10 protein-coding genes are annotated in these 16,487 nt (G+C 62.0%); 3 read left to right on the top strand and 7 right to left on the bottom strand.

Features of this window, described 5'->3' with window-relative positions; all coding sequences use genetic code 11:
* From Q0K62_RS06980 to Q0K62_RS06955, 6 genes are all read right to left on the bottom strand, one after another.
* Positions 1–2,197, bottom strand: a 2,197-nt coding sequence (locus Q0K62_RS06980; RefSeq protein WP_297317257.1) for an ABC transporter ATP-binding protein, incomplete at its 3' end; no start/stop codon positions are given.
* A gap of 88 nt (positions 2,198–2,285) precedes the next feature.
* Positions 2,286–5,744: an FtsX-like permease family protein gene (locus Q0K62_RS06975; protein WP_297317256.1), complete on the bottom strand. Its 3,459-nt coding sequence runs from the start codon at positions 5,742–5,744 to the stop codon at positions 2,286–2,288.
* Between the two features lie 2 nt (positions 5,745–5,746).
* A complete protein-coding gene (locus Q0K62_RS06970) occupies positions 5,747–6,448 on the bottom strand; it encodes an ABC transporter ATP-binding protein (RefSeq protein WP_297317255.1) in 702 nt (233 codons plus the stop codon).
* Between the two features lie 157 nt (positions 6,449–6,605).
* Positions 6,606–8,081, bottom strand: a complete 1,476-nt coding sequence (locus Q0K62_RS06965) for an ABC transporter ATP-binding protein (protein ID WP_297317254.1) — start codon at positions 8,079–8,081, stop codon at positions 6,606–6,608.
* Positions 8,068–8,757, bottom strand: coding sequence for an energy-coupling factor transporter transmembrane component T (locus tag Q0K62_RS06960; RefSeq protein WP_297317253.1), 690 nt, complete (start codon positions 8,755–8,757; stop codon positions 8,068–8,070). Before Q0K62_RS06960 ends, Q0K62_RS06965 begins: the two co-directional genes overlap by 14 nt.
* Positions 8,754–9,362 carry an MptD family putative ECF transporter S component gene (locus Q0K62_RS06955; protein WP_297317252.1) on the bottom strand — a complete coding sequence of 203 codons (609 nt, stop codon included), beginning with the start codon at positions 9,360–9,362 and terminating at the stop codon, positions 8,754–8,756. The genes Q0K62_RS06960 and Q0K62_RS06955 overlap by 4 nt, the downstream gene beginning before the upstream one ends.
* 381 nt (positions 9,363–9,743) lie before the next feature.
* Here Q0K62_RS06955 and Q0K62_RS06950 point away from each other — a divergent pair, with 381 nt between their 5' ends.
* Complete coding sequence (locus tag Q0K62_RS06950) at positions 9,744–11,552, top strand: ATP-binding cassette domain-containing protein (protein ID WP_297317251.1); 1,809 nt, start codon at positions 9,744–9,746, stop codon at positions 11,550–11,552.
* Positions 11,549–13,327, top strand: coding sequence for an ABC transporter ATP-binding protein (locus tag Q0K62_RS06945; RefSeq protein ID WP_297317250.1), 1,779 nt, complete (start codon positions 11,549–11,551; stop codon positions 13,325–13,327). The genes Q0K62_RS06950 and Q0K62_RS06945 overlap by 4 nt, the downstream gene beginning before the upstream one ends.
* Before the next feature lie 98 nt (positions 13,328–13,425).
* Here the strand turns inward: Q0K62_RS06945 and Q0K62_RS06940 are convergent, their stop codons facing one another.
* Positions 13,426–15,153, bottom strand: coding sequence for a pyruvate oxidase (locus Q0K62_RS06940; RefSeq protein ID WP_297317249.1), 1,728 nt, complete (start codon positions 15,151–15,153; stop codon positions 13,426–13,428).
* Between the two features lie 733 nt (positions 15,154–15,886).
* On the opposite strand from Q0K62_RS06940, the gene Q0K62_RS06935 reads away from it, so the two are divergent.
* Positions 15,887–16,225: a hypothetical protein gene (locus Q0K62_RS06935; protein WP_297317248.1), complete on the top strand. Its 339-nt coding sequence runs from the start codon at positions 15,887–15,889 to the stop codon at positions 16,223–16,225.
* Positions 16,226–16,487 lie beyond the last annotated feature (262 nt).

Raw genomic sequence — 16,487 nt, 5'->3', positions numbered from 1 at the left:
AGGCCTGGGCGGTCTGCTGTTCGGCCATGGCACTCGAGGCACCAGCCTGCCCGGCCTGCGCCGCTGCGGCGGCTCCCTGCGGCACGGCTGTACCCTGGGCTCCGGCTCCGCCCTGCCCGGCAGCACCTGGAGCTCCGCCCTGTCCCTGGGCGCCCTGGGCTCCGGCGGCTGAACCCCTCATGATGCCCTGGGCCATGTTGGCCTTCTGGCTGACCCCCAGGGAGGCGATGTAGGCCTTGGTGTCATTGGCCTTGGCTGCGTCGTCCGAGGGGGCGAAGGACATTCCGTTCAGGACGCTGTGGCCCTGGTCCGCCTCCTGGTCGGTGACGATGGGGCTGGCCTTGGCCTGATCGATCAGGTAGTCGGTCAATTCCCGGGTGTATCCGACGCCGGTCTTGAGTGGGGTGGCCTTGGCCCCCTCGTTGGGCCGGACGACCCCGACGATCTGCAGGTGCATGGCATGGTCGGCCGCCTTGGCCATCTCGTCGGCATTGTCGCCGATGTAGCGGTAGTGGCCGTCTTCCCCTTTGGCGTACTGGTCGGAGGCAGGGACCAGGGAGAGCTTCTGCTCCAAGGCCTTGGAGTAGTCGATGGGCTTGGTGTCGGTCTTGACCTCCTGGCCGCTGTTGAGTTTGCTCATCATGTCCGAGTACTGGCTGGAGGGGAGGATGCCCAGCTTGTAGAGGCTGGTGACGGGAATCTGGTTGTTCTTGTCCAGCACCAGGACCACCTGGTTCTTGTCCTTGGGCCAGGTGCCGTCGACCACCTTGTAGTTGTCGGTCACCACCTTGCTGATGGAGGTTTTGGAATCCGGCCCGGGCATGATCTCCCCGAAGATTTCGGGAGCCTTGTTCTTATCGGTCCTGCCGGTCAGGTACGACATCTGCCTGGACTGGATGTCTCCCATGTCGCTGTCGGTGTTGGTCGAGGCCATCTGGCTGGCCGTGGAGCTGGTGTCCTGCCCGTTCATGGTCACCTTGTCGGCGGAGACCAGCTTCCCATCCGGGTCGTGCCCGAAAACAGCGAACTTGGTGGCGTAGGAGTACTGGATTCCGACCGACCCCACGTACTGGTGGATTTCGCTCTTGGGGTCGTCCAGGTACTTCTTGAAGTCCGACAGGTTGTTCCGGGTGATGCTGCTGGTCAGGCTGGAGGCGCCCTTGATGCTGGAATCATCCGGGTAGATGGCCCTGTGGTCCTTGTGGGCCTTGGCCTCCTTCTCGGATTCCTGGGCCGTGTCCATGATTTTGTTCAGGTCGAAGGACTGCTCCTGGATGGTGATGGGGTAGGAGGTCATGGTCTCGCGCTGGATGTTGTCGATATACCGGTTCACTCCGGTGGACACGGACAGGATCAGGGCGATGCCTATGATGCCGATGGATCCGGCGAAGGAGGTGAGAAGGGTCCGGGCCTTCTTGGTCCGCAGGTTGTTGAAGCTCAGGGAGAGGGAGGTCAGGAGTCCCATGGAGGCCTTGCCGAAGGTGCGGTGTTGCGCCTCCTCCTTGGGGATCTCCTGGTCGGTCACCGGGTTGGAGTCGCTGGTGATGACACCGTCGTGCAGCTCCACGATTCGTGTGGCGTACTGGTGGGCCAGTTCTGGATTGTGGGTGACCATGACGACCAGACGGTCCTTGGCCACCTCCTTGAGCAGGTCCATGATCTGGACCGATGTGTCGGAATCCAGGGCCCCGGTGGGCTCGTCGGCCAGGAGGATGCCGGGGTTGTTGACCAGGGCGCGGGCGATGGCCACACGCTGCATCTGGCCACCGGAGAGTTGGTTGGGCCGCTTGTTGACGTGTTCACCCAAGCCCACCTGTTCCAGGGCCTCGACGGCCCTGGTGCGCCGTTCCTGCCGGGAGACCCCCGATATGGTCAGGGCAAGTTCCACATTGGAGAGGATGGTCTGGTGGGGGATCAGGTTATAGCTCTGGAAGACGAAGCCGACCGTGTGGTTGCGGTAGGAGTCCCAGTCCCGGTCCTTGTACTTCCGGGTGGAGGTCCCGTTGATGACCAGGTCGCCGCTGTCGTACCGGTCGAGTCCGCCGATGATGTTGAGCAGGGTGGTCTTGCCCGACCCGGAGGGGCCCAAAATGGCCACGAATTCGTTGTCGCGCAGATTGACGCTGACATCGTCCAGAGCCTGCTGGACGAAATCACCGGTCCTGTACTGTTTGGAGACATGTTCGATCTGCAGCACTGTGATTCCCCGCTTCTCGGATTGTGACTGGCTCAGACTCTTGAAGTGCAAGCATACGCCATCAGGGTGTGTGAAGGCTGGGAATTTCCTAATCCACGGATTTCAAGGCTTCCAGCATGTCCACATGCTTGAGTTTGCGGTTGACCATCCACCCCAGGCCGGCCGTGATGATGACGATCATGACCAGGGGCACGGCGAAGGCCACCCACTTGATGGAGGGGTCGAACATGACATTGTCGGGCGGCACGGTGGTGATGATGTAGTGGTGGAGCCAGGCCCCGAACCCGTAGCCGGCCAGGACCCCGATGGCCGAGAGGAGGATGGTCTCCCGGTAGATGTACATGGTCACCTCGCGGTCGTAGAAGCCCAGCACCTTGATGGTGCTCAGCTCCCTTATCCGTTCCTCCACGTTCAGGTTGGTCAGGTTGTAGAGGATGACCAGGGCCAGGAGGGTGGCCACGATGATCAGCACCTGCATGATCATGTTGAGGGACCTGACCACCGTGTCTATCTGACCCATCAGGGTCGTGTTCTGCACCACGCCCTGGATCCCATCGATCCGCATGAAGGAGGCGGCCTGTTTCCTGGTGTTCTCCACGCTGGAATCCTTGAAGGTGACCAGGTGGGCGTTGGGTGAGAATTCCTGGTGGAAGATGGTCCTGTAGGCGGTGGGACCCATGAAGACGAAGTGGCCCAGGTACATCTCGCAGATCCCGTCCACCCGCATGGTCCTGTCCCTGCCGTCCGAGTCCTGCAGGGTGATTGTGCCGCCGGTCCGGGTTCCGGTCAGCTGGGCGATCCGTTCGGAGATGACCACCCCGTTCCCCGTCAGGGTCAGGGGCCTGTGGCCCGAGCGGGTATCCAGATGGATGAAGTCGCCCAGCTGACCGGGCCGGGTGGGGGCGATCATCGTGATGGATTGCTTGTCTGCGTTGTGGCCGGCGGTCTTGCTCATCTCTTCATAGTGGACGTTCAGTGACCGGCGCACGTCGGCCTTCTCCAGCCGCTTCCTGATGGAGGCGCGCTGATCGGCGGTGGCCTGGCTGTTCTCTGCGGCGATCAGGTCGTAGCGGATGACCTGGCCGAACTGGTGCTCGTTGATGGCCGATATGGACCCCTGCACGCCGAACCCGGTCATCAGGAGGGCCACCGAACCGCAGACCCCGAAGATGGTCATCAGCATGCGCTGCTTGTAGCGGAAGATGTTCCGGGCGGTGACCTTGTGGGTGAAGCTGAGCCGGTTCCATATCAGCGGGATGTGCTCCAGGAGGATCTTCGACCCGGCGCTGGGCGGCTTGGGCAGGAGGAGGGCTGATGGCTTCTCGCGCAGTTCCCTGTAGGCGCTCAGGAAGGCGGGGACCACGGCGCTGAGGGTGGCCAGGACGCAGGCCAGGAGGGTGATCGGCCAGTGGAAACCATAGTGGATCTGCGGCAGGTCGAAGGCATGGTCATAGGCCCGGTACACGATCCAGGGCAGGAGGGTGTGGCCGGTGACGATGCCCAGGAGGGCGCCCAGGGCCGAGGCCACCCCGCCGTAGACCAGGAACTTGGCCATGACGTCCCGGTCCCGGTAGCCCAGGGCTTTGAGGGTGCCGGCGTTGATCCGCTCCTCGTCGACGAAGCGGGTCATGGTCGTGAAGGTGACCAGGGCGGCCACCAGGTACATGAAGTAGGGGAAGATCCTGGCCAGGGAATCCACGATGTAGGAGACGGAGGCGTAGACCTTGTACCCCTCCGATCCGGGGGCCTCCCTCCGGGAGTCCAGGGCGTAGACGGGCTGCTCCAGGCGACTCAGCTGGTCGGCCGATCTGTTCAGCTCCTTCTGTGCATCATCGATCTTCTTCTGGGCCTGGGGGCTTTCACGGTTGAACTGGTCCAGTTTGGTCTGGTATTCCGCCCTGTGTTGATCCAGGGTGGTCTCTCCCTGGTCGATCTGCCCCTGGGCCGAGGCGCGGGTGGTGGCCAGGGTCTGCCTGGCCTGGTCAAGCCTGGCCCTGCCCTGGTCCAGCTGGGCGGAGGCCTGGTCCAACTGGCCCTTGGCCCGGGAGAGACGGCGCTCGCCATCCTCCACCTGGGATCTGGCCTGGGCCAGGTCCTGGCGGCGTCCATCCAACTCCTTTTGGGCCGCGGTGATCTGGGCCATGCCGGGAGTGTACTGGTTGGTCATGAAGGTGTCGCGGCCGTTCTGCGCCTGGGCCACCAGGGCATCGATCTGCTGCGCCTGCCGGTTGAGTTCACCAAGCCGGGTCTGGAGACCGGTCTTCTGCCGGTTCAGTTCCTCTTGCTGCTGGGGACTCAGGCCAGGGGCGGCCAACTGGGTGTCAATGAAGCGAATCTGATTCGTGATCTGGGTTATGGCCTGGCCGGATTGGGTCTGTGCGGCCTGGGCCTGGGCCACGGCCTGGTCGGCCTTGGACTTTCCGTCCTCCAGCTGCCGTTGGGAGGCATCAAGCTTGGCCTCTCCCTGGTCGATGGCCTGCTGGCCCTGGTCCACCTGCTGCCTGCCCCGGGTCACCTGATTGGACGACGACTGGTACTGGGACTGCTTACTTGCCAGCTCCTGCACACCTTGATCCACCTGGGCCTGGCCCTGGTCGATGGCCGTCTGGGCCTGGGCGGTTTGGGAGGCCAACTGATCCTTGGCGGTCCGGATGTCCCGGGCGCCCTGGTCCAGTTGCTGCCTGGCCTGGTCCAGCTCTTGTCTGTTCCCGTCGAGTTGCTGCCGGGCCTGGTCCACCTGGGCCTGCCCTTTGGTCAGCTGGTCCTGGAGGGGACGCTTGACGGCGGCCAGCCTTGCGGTGGGGCGGCCTGCCAGTATTCGGTTCAGGGAATCCTTGTGGCCCTGCAGGGCCTGGATGTAGCGGTCGGAATAGTGATCCTGGATTCGGTCCAGGTCCTTGAAGGTCAGGCGGGCGATCATGTACTCGTCCGAATCGAAGGCGCCAGGAGTGGCTACGGCATAGGAATCCAGGGATCCGGACCCGGCCGTGGAGGGGCCCATGTTGACCTTGCTCAGGATCTCGGTCGACTTGACCGTCCCCACCACCCACAGCCTGTGGTGCCTGAGCACCGTCCGCCCCAGCTGGTCGGCCTTCTCGTCGACCTCGATGCTGGTGCCGATGGGGTGGTCCTCGGCCAGGGCCGTATCTACCGCCACCTGGTCCGGCTTGGTGGGCATGGAGCCATCCACCTGCTCGTAGGTGGAGATTCGCTTGGGGGCCGAATAGATGCGCAGACTCCGGTCGCTGCCTTTCAGGACCACATCCTTGAGGTAACCGTATTCGATTCCCGAACTGCCCGGGGTGGTGTCGATGGCCTTGCGGTCCTCCCGGTCCAGCCCGTAGCTGCTGATGACCGTGAGGTCGGCCAGGTGGTGTCCGGACAGGTAGGTGTTGCCCGCCTGGCGCATGTCCGGTCCGGTCACGCTCAACCCGACCAGGGCGAAGGATCCCAGGGCCACCAGGCAGACGATGGAGATGAACCGCCCCAGGGATTTGCGGAAGGAGACCCGGATGTCGTGCCAGAGCACCTTCCTGCCCGTCCGCATCCTCACCACTCCAGGTTTTCGATGTCTTCGGGATGGCTGTTGGTCTCGACGCTCTGCACCCGGGCGTCGTGCATACGGATGACCCGGTCGGCGATGGGGGCGATGGCGGCGTTGTGGGTGACGATGACCACGGTGGCGCCGTTCTTGCGGCACTGATCCTGGAGGATGCGCAGCACCTGCTTGCCGGTCCGATAGTCCAGGGCCCCGGTGGGCTCGTCGCACAGGAGGATCTTGGGGTTCTTGGCCACGGCCCGGGCGATGGCCACGCGCTGCTGCTCCCCGCCGGAAAGCTGGGCGGGGAAGTTGTCGATCCGGTCGCCCAGCCCCACGTCGATCAGTGTCTGGACCGGGTCGGCGGCATGGTCCACGATCTCCGAGGCCAGTTCCACGTTCTCCCGGGCCGTCAGGTTGGCCACCAGGTTGTAGAACTGGAAGACGAACCCCACGTCATAGCGGCGGTAGGTGGTCAGCTGCCTGGCATCGTAGCCGGCGATGTCCTTGCCATCCACGATCACCTGCCCCTCGTTGCAGGTGTCCATTCCGCCAAGAATGTTCAGAATCGTCGACTTGCCCGCCCCCGAGGCCCCGAGGATGACGACCAGTTCCCCCTCTTCGATGGAGAAGGTGACGTCGTTATTGGCCACGATGGTCGTTTCGCCGGTCACATACCGCTTCGTCTCTCCGATGACGTCGATATACCCCATCATGTCCTTTCATGGCCGCCCGGTCCGGAGGTCGGGGTGGTCCGGCAAACGGACACCCCCCGATATCACGTTTTCCTCTACTCTATACGCCTTGCCGGCCTGTGACCGACGAGAATCGCCTGTCGGACAAACCATCTTTCACAGACCTTGCAAGGGGTCAGAGAGCCTGGAGGAGGTCACCCAGTTCGGGGCTGTCCCGGACCGGCCGGCCCTCGCGGAAGGTGATGAACCGTTGGCAGGTCTGTTCCAGGAACTCCTGGTCGTGCGAGATGACGACCACCATGACCCCCAGGGAGCGCATGTAGCGGATCATCTCGGTCACCTGGTTCATATGGAGCAGGTCCAGGCCGCTGGTCGGTTCGTCCAGGACCACCAGACGCTTGCCGGACAGGATGGCGGCCGCAATGGCCACGCGCTGCTTCTCCCCGCCGGAGAGGGTGTTGGGGTGCCGTTTCAGCAGGTGCTCCAGGTCCAGACGTGAGGCAACCTCGTCGAAGAGGTCCTTCCGTCTGGCACCCAGGAGTATCTCCTTTCCTACGGTCTCGCAGAAGAGTTGATAGTTCACATCCTGGAAGACCATATAGGAGTCGGCCAGCCGTTCCTTGGCGGTCTGGGGCTTGCCATCCAAGGTGAACCGGGTCTGGTCGTGGTCTGGTTTGAGCAGTCCGGTCAGGAGGTTGGCGAAGGTGCTTTTGCCGGCTCCGTTATGGCCTATGACTCCGGTGATATCCCTGCTGGACAGGGTGAGGTCATCCACCTGCAAGGCCTTTTCTTCGCCTTTGCGGTAGGAGTAGGTCAGGTTGCGTATGCGCAGGAGGGCTTCCTGCCCGGACCGGGACGCGTCCAGTCCGGGCCCTCCTTCCTCCTCTGGGGTTGCGGTCTTGGAGCTTTCATCCAGTCGGAGGGCTCGCACGCCCATTCCTTCGCGACGTTCCCTGTCGAGATTCCGCATGGCCGACGGGGTCAGATGGTCCACCACCCGACCATCCTGCAGGATGAGGAAGTCGTCTGCCAGCCCATCCAGGTAGTAGAGCCGATGCTCGATCACGACCATGGTCATGCCCAGTCCCTTGAGCTTGTCCAGGATTGCCCGCAGGGCCTCGATGGCCTCCACGTCCAGGTTGCTGGAGGGCTCATCCAGGAGGAGCAGGTCGGGATCGGCCATGCAGGAGGAGGCTATGGCGACCGTCTGCTTTTCTCCTCCTGATAAGGCGAACATGCTGCGGTCCAGCAGGTGGCCGATTCCGAAGAGTTCGCTCACCTGGTCCAGGCGCTCGCGGATCCCCTCTCGATCCACACCCATGTTCTCCAGGGGGAAGGCCAGTTCACTGCGGACGTCGGTGGTGAAAAACTGGGTCTTGGGGTTTTGGAAGACGGAGCCGACACGTCTGGAGAGCAGATGGATGGGCTGTGAGGTCGTCTCCTCTCCCTCCAGGAGGCAGTGCCCCTCCAGCCTTCCCTCGTACAGTTCGGGAACCAGGCCGTTGATGATTCGCGAGAGGGTGGTCTTGCCGCATCCGCTCTTGCCGGTCACGACCAGCAGGGTTCCCCTGTCGGCCCGGGCGTTCACCTCCCGGATCGAAGGACGGCCCGCCTCCTCATAGGTGAAGGTCACCTGGTCACATGACAACATAGAGGGCACCTCCCATCAGGATCAGTCCCATGAGACACATGGAGGCATCGAGCAGGGTGAATCGTACCTGTATCAGGGAGGTCTTCGGTCCTGGGTCGGTCAGTCCCCTGGTCAGCGAGGCCGAGGCCAGGTCCGTGGCGACATTGGTGGCGTTGTTGAGGAGGGGGACGTAGATGAACTCCATGGTCCTGACGGGATGCCGGAACATGTCGCCGGTGGTGGTGGCGATCCCCCTGAACTTCATGGCCATCCTGATCTGCCGGTAGTCGTTGCGGATGGTGGGGAAGAACCGGAAGAGGACACTGAGGGGGATGACGATCCACTGGGGCACATGCAGGCGCCGCAGGGTGCAGATCAGTTCGGACACCTTGGTGGTCCCTGATATGTAAGCCCCCACGACCACTACGGGCAGGAGCTTGCCCAGGCCCACGAAAAAGAAGAGCACATAATGGCCTATGAGATTATCAGGGGTCAGGTAGGCCAGGTAGGTGCCAACCGCGAACACCGCGGTGATGCAAACCCAGTGCCAACCTCGTTCGATTCGCCCATCCACGAACTGGAAACTGCAGAAGTAGAGGGTGATGGCCAGGACCAGGGGATCGGGCAGGGTGAAGAAGAGCAACCCGTTGGCGAAGACAATCAGGAAGAACTTGGTGTAGACCGATATCCTGCTCATGCCTCGGCTGGGGTCCTCGCGAAGTGACGGTTGACGATCATGGTGCCGGTCCAGGCTCCGAGGAGGGCCCCGACGATGGTTACGGAGACGCAGACGATCAGGGTGGGGCCGCTGATATGGGCGAAGACACCGTCGATGTAGGCCTGGCTCTTGCCCTTCCGGGTCAGGCTGGCCACGTAGGCGTTCTTCATGAACCAGAGCGGCATGACGGGTCCGGTGCTGCCAAAGGCGAAAATCAGGTAGCTCAGGTACCGCAGACCATTGGACCGGGCCTTGCCCACGATCGTCTGCAGGACGTCGGCCAGGAAGCCGCAGGCCACATAGGGAATGAAGGAAAGGGCGAAGTGTCCGGAGACCAGGAAGAAGAGGCCCATGAGCAAGCCCATGATCGTGATGGCGCCGAACCGGGGAACCCTGTCGGTCAGGAGCATATACACAGGGCCGGCCACCAGGGCGACGATGCCGGGAACGAACAGCGAAGAGAAGCCAGGCAGGATCAGGCCGGTCACGAAACCTGTCAGGAAGGTCGCCAGGGCCATACAGACAAAGTAGAGGGCGCTGTAAATGCCGATGTTGATGAGGTCCTTGGCCTTGAGTGAGTTCATGTCTGGTCCTTGCTTCCATCCGGACTTCGGATGGCGATCGTCTGATCTGTCGAATAGGGCATCCGGACCGTCCAGGGCATCTTATCGGTACTTCGGTCGGAAAAGCCGGGTTTCGTGCGTCTTGGCCCGCCCTGAGCAGTCCGACCCGAGTCCATCCCGGTCGATCATGGGGATGGGGATGAGTCTAAAGGAATAATTATCAATTTGGCAATGAACTTTTTGTGAAGATATTTCTGCAACGGCATGCGGATCCCATAACGAGGGTACGAGGGGACGCTTCTACGCAGTATTTCCATATCGAGGGTATTGCCGAGTCTGATGACGATTTGCTAGTCTTCACCACACAAACGACGGAATGAAGAACGGTAGGCGGAAAGAAGCATGATCAACAAGGAACTCCTGCATCTGCCCGGTGCGAGTCTGACCGGCAGCCTCCTGTTGGGTTTCCTCCAGACCCTTGGCGCCTTGGCGGAGATACTGGTTGCGGCCGTGTCGGTCTTCGCCCTGGGGTCCCTGTGGGGTCTGCCTGTCCCCGGGCTCTTGTCTCCCTTCGTGGCGGACCCGACCCGTCTGGGGCTGAGCCTGCTGGTCCTCATCATGGTCAGGGGATTGTGCCTGCTGGCTTCCAGCCGCCTGTCCACATCCCTGGCAAGCTCCATGGATACGGCCCTCTCCCGGGATCTCTACCTGTCCATGTTCGATGGGGGGCGCCGATACACCGAAGGCAAGGAGTCCCATCAGAGCCTGGCCATGCTCTCCACCGAGGGTGTCAAGCGGGTGACCTCCTACTTCACGGGTTTCCTGCCCATGCTCTTCCAAGCGGTTCTGATGATGCCGGTTGCCCTGTTGGTGCTCCTTCCGGTCAGCCCGGTGGCAGCCATGACCATCCTGTGCGGGATGTTGATCATGCCGGCGACCATGCGGATCGGCAGCAAGCGCAATGCCAAGGTCCAGACGGCCCACCTGCGTAAGTACGACAAGGTCGGGGTCCATTTTGAAGAGTCCCTGCGCGGTCTGGACACCCTGAAGATCTTCCACGCCGACCAGGCCGAGGCCGATCGGCTGGCCGAGGACTCCGAAGGATTCCGCAAGCAGACCATGGCCGTCCTGGGTGGCCAGCTGCGCAGCCTGATCAACGCCGACATGGTCGTGCATCTCACGGTCATCCTGGCTGCTGTCCTGACGATTCTGGTTCATGGGTCCCAGCCCCGTACCCGGCTGCTGCCGGCCATCCTGGTCGTGGCGATTGGATCCAGGCTCTTCGCCGCCGAGCACAGGCTGACCTACCTGGCCCATTCGGCCGTGGTCGCCGCCCGGCAGGGCAAGGCCATAGCCGCCGTTCGTCAGGAACGGCAGGAGTCGGGGCGGGACGGTGCGGATGGTTCATCATCCTCGGCCGCGACCTCGCTTCCGGCCCCGGCCGACGGGCTCTGGCCGGATCCCCAGGGCGGAGTGGCCGCCCGCGACCTGGAGTTCTCCTATCCCGATGGGTACAGGGCCCTGACCGATCTGACCTTCGACCTGCCCGAACGCGGGCATATCGGCATCGTCGGAGCTTCAGGATCCGGCAAGAGCACCCTGGCATCCATCCTCTGCGGACAGTTGCAGGGGTATCAGGGGGGCCTTACCTTCCGGGGCCGCGAACTGGAGGACCTGTCCGCGGAGACCATGATAGGTTCCGGAACCGTGGTCAGAGGTACCGACCATATCTTCACCGGGACCATCAGGAGCAATCTGGACCCGGCCGGAGTCGGATACGGCGAGGAAGACCTCAGGAGTGCCCTGGAGAAGGTTGATCTAATAGACCTTCTGGACAGACCGGGTGGGTTGGATGCGCCCGTGGACCAGGCCGGCGCCAACCTCTCCGGCGGGCAGAGGCAGAGGCTGTCCATCGCCCGGGGCCTCCTGAGGCGATCCGGGGTCTACATCTTTGATGAGGCCACCAGTGCTGTCGATCGGGAGCATGATGCCGCCCTGGCCGACCTGATGGATGGCCTCGGCCGGCAGGCCCTGGTCATCACCATCACCCATCGGCTGGCCGGAGTGCGCAAGGCCGATCGGATACTGCTCCTGGACGGGGGGCGGCTTGTGGAAGGCGGAACCTTCGACGAGCTCATGAACGCCAAGGGCCTGTTTGCGGCCCAGTGGGAAGAACAGGAACGATACGAGGACCCGGAGGTCGAACGGTGACGGCAGCGGACGGGAAGCAGGTCAATGAGGCGGTCCATGCTTCGGCGGGGTGCGAAGGTGCGGGTCCCCTGGCTGAGGGAAGCAGTCTTGCCATCATGCGGCGGATGGCCGGTCTGATGCGCCCCCTGGCCGGAACGGAGGCCAGGGCCATAGGGTGTGGCTCCCTGGGGCACCTGTGCACGGTCTGGTGCATCATGGCATCCACCGCCGCCCTGATAGGGCTGAGCGGCGGGCAGGGACGGCTGACCGAAACCTGGGGCCTTTGGGCTGCGGTGGCCGTGGTGGTCGCCCTGCTCAAGGGCGTCATGGCCTATGGGGAGCAGTACTACAACCATGAGATGGCCTTCAGCGTTCTCAGGGATATCCGGACCACGGTCTTCGACAAGATGCGCACACTGGCACCCGCCAAACTGGCCAGGCGCGGACGGGGCGACATGGTCACCGTTCTGACCGACGACATCGAGCTGCTGGAGATCTTCTACGCCCACACCCTTTCACCTATCGTCATAGCCCTGCTGACCTCCCTGCTCAACCTGATCCTCCTGACTGCCCTATCGCCCTGGATGGGGTTGGCGGCCCTGGTCTCCTACCTGGTTGTCGGTCTGCTCATCCCCCTGGCCAGCGCCTCCCCGACCTTCCGGGTGGCCATGGCGGAGCGCATCGCCCAGGGGCGGTTGCGATCCCTCCTCCTGGAGACCCTTGATGGGCGCCGGGAACTGGTGGGGCTCGGGGCGGCCGGCCAGGTCAGGAGGAATCTGGACTCGGCCACCGATTCCATGCTGGACGCGCGTCGCAAAACCTCGCGCAACACTCTCTACAACGATCTGGCCACCCAGGTGGTCACCCTGGTCTGCATGGCGGTCTTCACCCTGCTTGTCTGCTTCCTGGGTGGCCGGGGAACAATCGGCATGACCCCCGCCCTGATTGGCCTGGTCGGTTTCCTGAGTTCATTCGGCCCATTGATTCCCGTTGCCAGGCTGGGGGCCGGCCTTCAACCCACCCTGGCTGCCGCCCGTCGGATCTTCGGCATTATGGACGAGGAACCCGCGGTCGAAGAGGTGGTCGACGGACTCAGCCTTGAGGAGTACACGGGTACTCACGCCCAGGGTCTCTCCTTCGCCTATGAGCCTGACCGCGGTGAGGAATCGACGGGTCAGGGTCCGGTGCAGGTGCTGCGCGATCTGAACCTGGACATCAGGCCGGGCGACCTGATCGGAATACAGGGGGAGAACGGGGCAGGTAAAACCACCCTGATCGACCTGCTGATGCGTTTCCGTGACAGGGATGCCGGGGACCTGACGGTTTCGGAACTGCCCATCGAGAGGATCCGAACCGCGGACCTGCGGGCCCGGCAGACCCTGGTCAGCCAGGACGCCTACGTTTTCAGCGAGACCCTGGCCGACAACATCGCCCTGGCCAGGCCCTCCGCCACCAGGGAGGAGATAGAGCGGGCCGCCAGTCAGGCCTGTCTGGATGACCTGATCGCCAAGTTGCCCAAGGGTCTCGATCAGGTGTTGACCGGCCATGGTTCGGAGCTGTCCGAGGGGCAGAAGCAACGGGTGGCCCTGGCCCGTGCCTTCCTCAGTGAGGCATCCCTCCTGCTCCTGGATGAGCCCACCAGCAACATGGATGCCCTTCTGGAGGGAAAGGTCCTGCGATCCCTGATAGACCAGCAGGGAGAACGGGCCTATCTGATCGTCTCCCATCGACCATCGGTCCTGGCCCATACGGGGAGACTGATGACCCTCGGGGAGGGCAGGCTGCTCTCCGACTGAACCAGGCCGGCGGTGTCCTTCCGACAGGTCCCGGCCGGCCTGGTTGGGCCTGGCGCAATCGATTCGGCTTTGGCCTGATCGGATGGAACCTGAACTGATCAGAGGAACTGGCGCATGATCTCGCGCAGCGGTGGCATCTTGGGGATCTGGAACCTCCCCTTGAAGTAGTCGAATCCGAACCGCATGTAGCCCTGGGCCTCGTCCCAGACGATCTTGCCGGGCAGGGGGGCCTCGTCGTAGGCGGCCACGTTGATCAGGACCGGCCGGTCGGGGTTCCTGTACTTTTCGATGGCCTGGTCGAATTCCTCGTCGGTCGAGACGTTGACGCCGATGCCGCCGCAGGCCTCGGCGAACTTGGCGAAATCGATGTCGGCCAGGTCGATGCCGTAGTTCTGCTGGCCCACGGACTGCTGTTCGTACTCGATGAAGGCCAGGAGGTGGTTGTTGAGAACCACGACCACCATGGGCAGCTGGTACTTGACCGCAGTGACGAAGTCCTGCATGACCATGGCGAAGGCCCCGTCCCCGCAGACCGCGTAGACGGGCCGGTCCGGCATATCGGTTTTCGAGGCGATCGCCCCGGGCAGGGCGCAGCCCATGGTGCCCAGCCAGGCCGAGATGATGTACTTCTGGGTGTCCTTGACGTCGATGAACCGGGCGCCGAAGGAGGTCGAGGTGCCCACGTCGATGGACCAGACCGTATTGTCGGGGGCTACCTCGCTCATCTTGCGGAAGGTGCGCGAGGGCAGGACCCCGGTGTGGGACTTGGTGACCACGTCATCCATCCACTTGCGCCAGGTCTGCATGTTCTTCCTGCAGGCGGCCAGGAAGGGGCGTTCGGGCACTGCCTGGCCGCGCTTGTTCAGCAGGGCCAGGGCCGACTTGGCATCGGCCACGATGCCCAGGTCGATGTTGTGGCGGTGACCGATCCTGGTGGCCTCCAGGTCTATCTGGATGGCCGGGATCCTGTGGTTGATATAAGGAGCGTAGGGATAGTCGGTGCCCACCAGGATCAGGAGGTCGGCATCGAACATGGCCTCATAGGCCGGCTTGGTGCCCAACTTGCCCACCTGGCCCAAGGCGTTGGGGTGGCTGTCGTCGATGATTCCCTTGGCCGGCATGGTCTGGATGAATGGGATGGAGTACTTCTCCACGAACTCCTTGGCCTCGGTCCGGGCACCCTTGGCACCGACCCCGAAGAAGACGACGGGCTTCTCGGCCTTGGCGATCATGGCCAGGGCCTTGTCGATGTCGGCATCGTTGATCTGCGGCCGGCTGGGATGGTACTGGTCGGCAGTGGGCCTGAAGGAGTCCTCGATCTTATGGTCGGGCACGTCGTCGGGGATGGTCAGGACGGCCACACCCTGGTGGAGGTAGGCCATGCGGATGGCCTCATCCATGATGGCGGGCAGGGTTTCGGGGCTGGTGACCAGCTTGTTGTAGACCGCCACGTCATCGAAGAGCTTGGGTGTATCGACCTCTTGGAAGTATCCGGTGTTGAGCAGGTGGGACTGGATCTGACCGAGGATGGCCACCACGGGCACATGGTCCATCTTGGCATCGTAGAGTCCGTTGAGCATATGGATGGCCCCGGGGCCACCGATGGATAGGCAGACGCCCACCCTCCCGGTCAGCTTGGCATGGGCCGCAGCAGACAGGGCCGCCACTTCCTCATGCCTGACCTGGGTGAACTTGACCTTGTCGCGCTCGCGGTAGAGCGCCTCGACCGTGGTATCGACCGAGTCCCCTGGCAGCCCATAGACGTTGTCAATTCCCCAGGCCTCCATGACCTTGACCATCTTGTCGGCGGCATTTATCTTCGACATCTATCTTCACATCCCATGTTCGGTTTTGTGTGCTTACATGTTCATGATATTGCCGAGATTCTCCGCGACCCATTGAAATCAGTGTGATTAAGAGCATACTGTCCTATGACATACCTCACAAAATCTAACATTGGATTGAGAACTGCTGTGTGAATTCTGGGGTGGGGTTTGCTTGCAGCGTTTGGTAGAGGTCTGTAATTTGGTGCACTTTACATGATTTTGAACATCAGGGGGAATCCATAGTTGTAACGAGTTTTGCAAAGCTGAGGAAGCGAGAAGCCCAAGAACAATATTGCCCTATGCCGATAATTGATGGTGCCATGGAATGGGGCGATTCGTCTTTAAGACCGGGATTTAACCGCGAGGTCGGTTTACTTACATTCGACTCTTTTGGCGCTGATGGGAGCTTGCAAGAGAGTGCTGGGTTTATGTCTGATGAAGAGGATGGTTCAGAGTCAGCGATGCTACTGCGGATCAGTATATTTCGACAGAAGATTGCCGTACATCGTCTATAAACCAGACGCTTTTGCGGGAATCTCTGCAATAGCGGCCGCGGCTGTTGTGGGACTCGTTTTTCCTTGTCTCACGGAGCGGTGGGGAGACAAAGGGAAGCCGTTCGTTTGTGCAAAATGGGCTCGACTTCGCACACGTATGAACAGCGGGATCATCAGTCCCTATCTTCTTCTGAGCATGAAGATACAGATAGTGGGCAGGGGTAGGAACTGGTACCGCATTGAGCATAAAGCGGCAGAAGAAGTCGAGTGAAGAAGCTCAAGCCCTCTATTTGGCGATATTAGCTGCTGAGGTGTATCGAGACGGACAGATCAGAGTCATCAATAACGCAGACATTGTTGACGTTGGTGATGTCGATGAGGTTCCTGCGCTCGTATCACGATATCCGACCAAAGAACCAGAGCAGTTGCTTAAAAAGATGGTCCAGGACCCATCGCTGTTATCGGATAACCACCTTGCTCAATTGACCAGTGCGATCGAGGAGAGCAGCCGTAACCGGATAGATGGAATCGCAGAAACGCACGTAGCAGAGGAATGGCAAGAAGAGTTTCCTTGCTAAGGTGTCACCAGTCTGAGCCTGGTTTGCACGATTCTGGTTCCGACAGACCGGCCATCCGAGATGGATGACTACCGAATTCCGATTGCCATGCGGCCATATGAATCTGAACCCCTCAGCCCGGGCGTGTAACCTAGCTCTGGGTTATCCCGGACGGTCCTGGACCATCCTGACAAGACACCGGCACCCGCCGGAGTACCCGTCAACCGTTGGAAACACAAGGAAAACCATATGAAAAAAGGTTTCCTTGCGGAAACCCGAAAAC

The sequence above is a fragment of the uncultured Bifidobacterium sp. genome, from assembly GCF_945269915.1.
Lineage (GTDB): Bacteria > Actinomycetota > Actinomycetes > Actinomycetales > Bifidobacteriaceae > Bombiscardovia > Bombiscardovia indica.
This window is presented reverse-complemented; position numbering and strand designations above follow the sequence as displayed.

Bases quoted from the DNA above. Each gene is read 5' to 3' on its own strand.
- Q0K62_RS06975 (WP_297317256.1), bottom strand. From the start codon at position 5,744: ATGCGGACGGGCAGGAAGGTGCTCTGGCACGACATCCGGGTCTCCTTC.
- Q0K62_RS06970 (WP_297317255.1), bottom strand. From the start codon at position 6,448: ATGGGGTATATCGACGTCATCGGAGAGACGAAGCGGTATGTGACCGGC.
- Q0K62_RS06965 (WP_297317254.1), bottom strand. From the start codon at position 8,081: ATGTTGTCATGTGACCAGGTGACCTTCACCTATGAGGAGGCGGGCCGT.
- Q0K62_RS06960 (WP_297317253.1), bottom strand. From the start codon at position 8,757: ATGAGCAGGATATCGGTCTACACCAAGTTCTTCCTGATTGTCTTCGCC.
- Q0K62_RS06955 (WP_297317252.1), bottom strand. From the start codon at position 9,362: ATGAACTCACTCAAGGCCAAGGACCTCATCAACATCGGCATTTACAGC.
- Q0K62_RS06950 (WP_297317251.1), top strand. From the start codon at position 9,744: ATGATCAACAAGGAACTCCTGCATCTGCCCGGTGCGAGTCTGACCGGC.
- Q0K62_RS06940 (WP_297317249.1), bottom strand. From the start codon at position 15,153: ATGTCGAAGATAAATGCCGCCGACAAGATGGTCAAGGTCATGGAGGCC.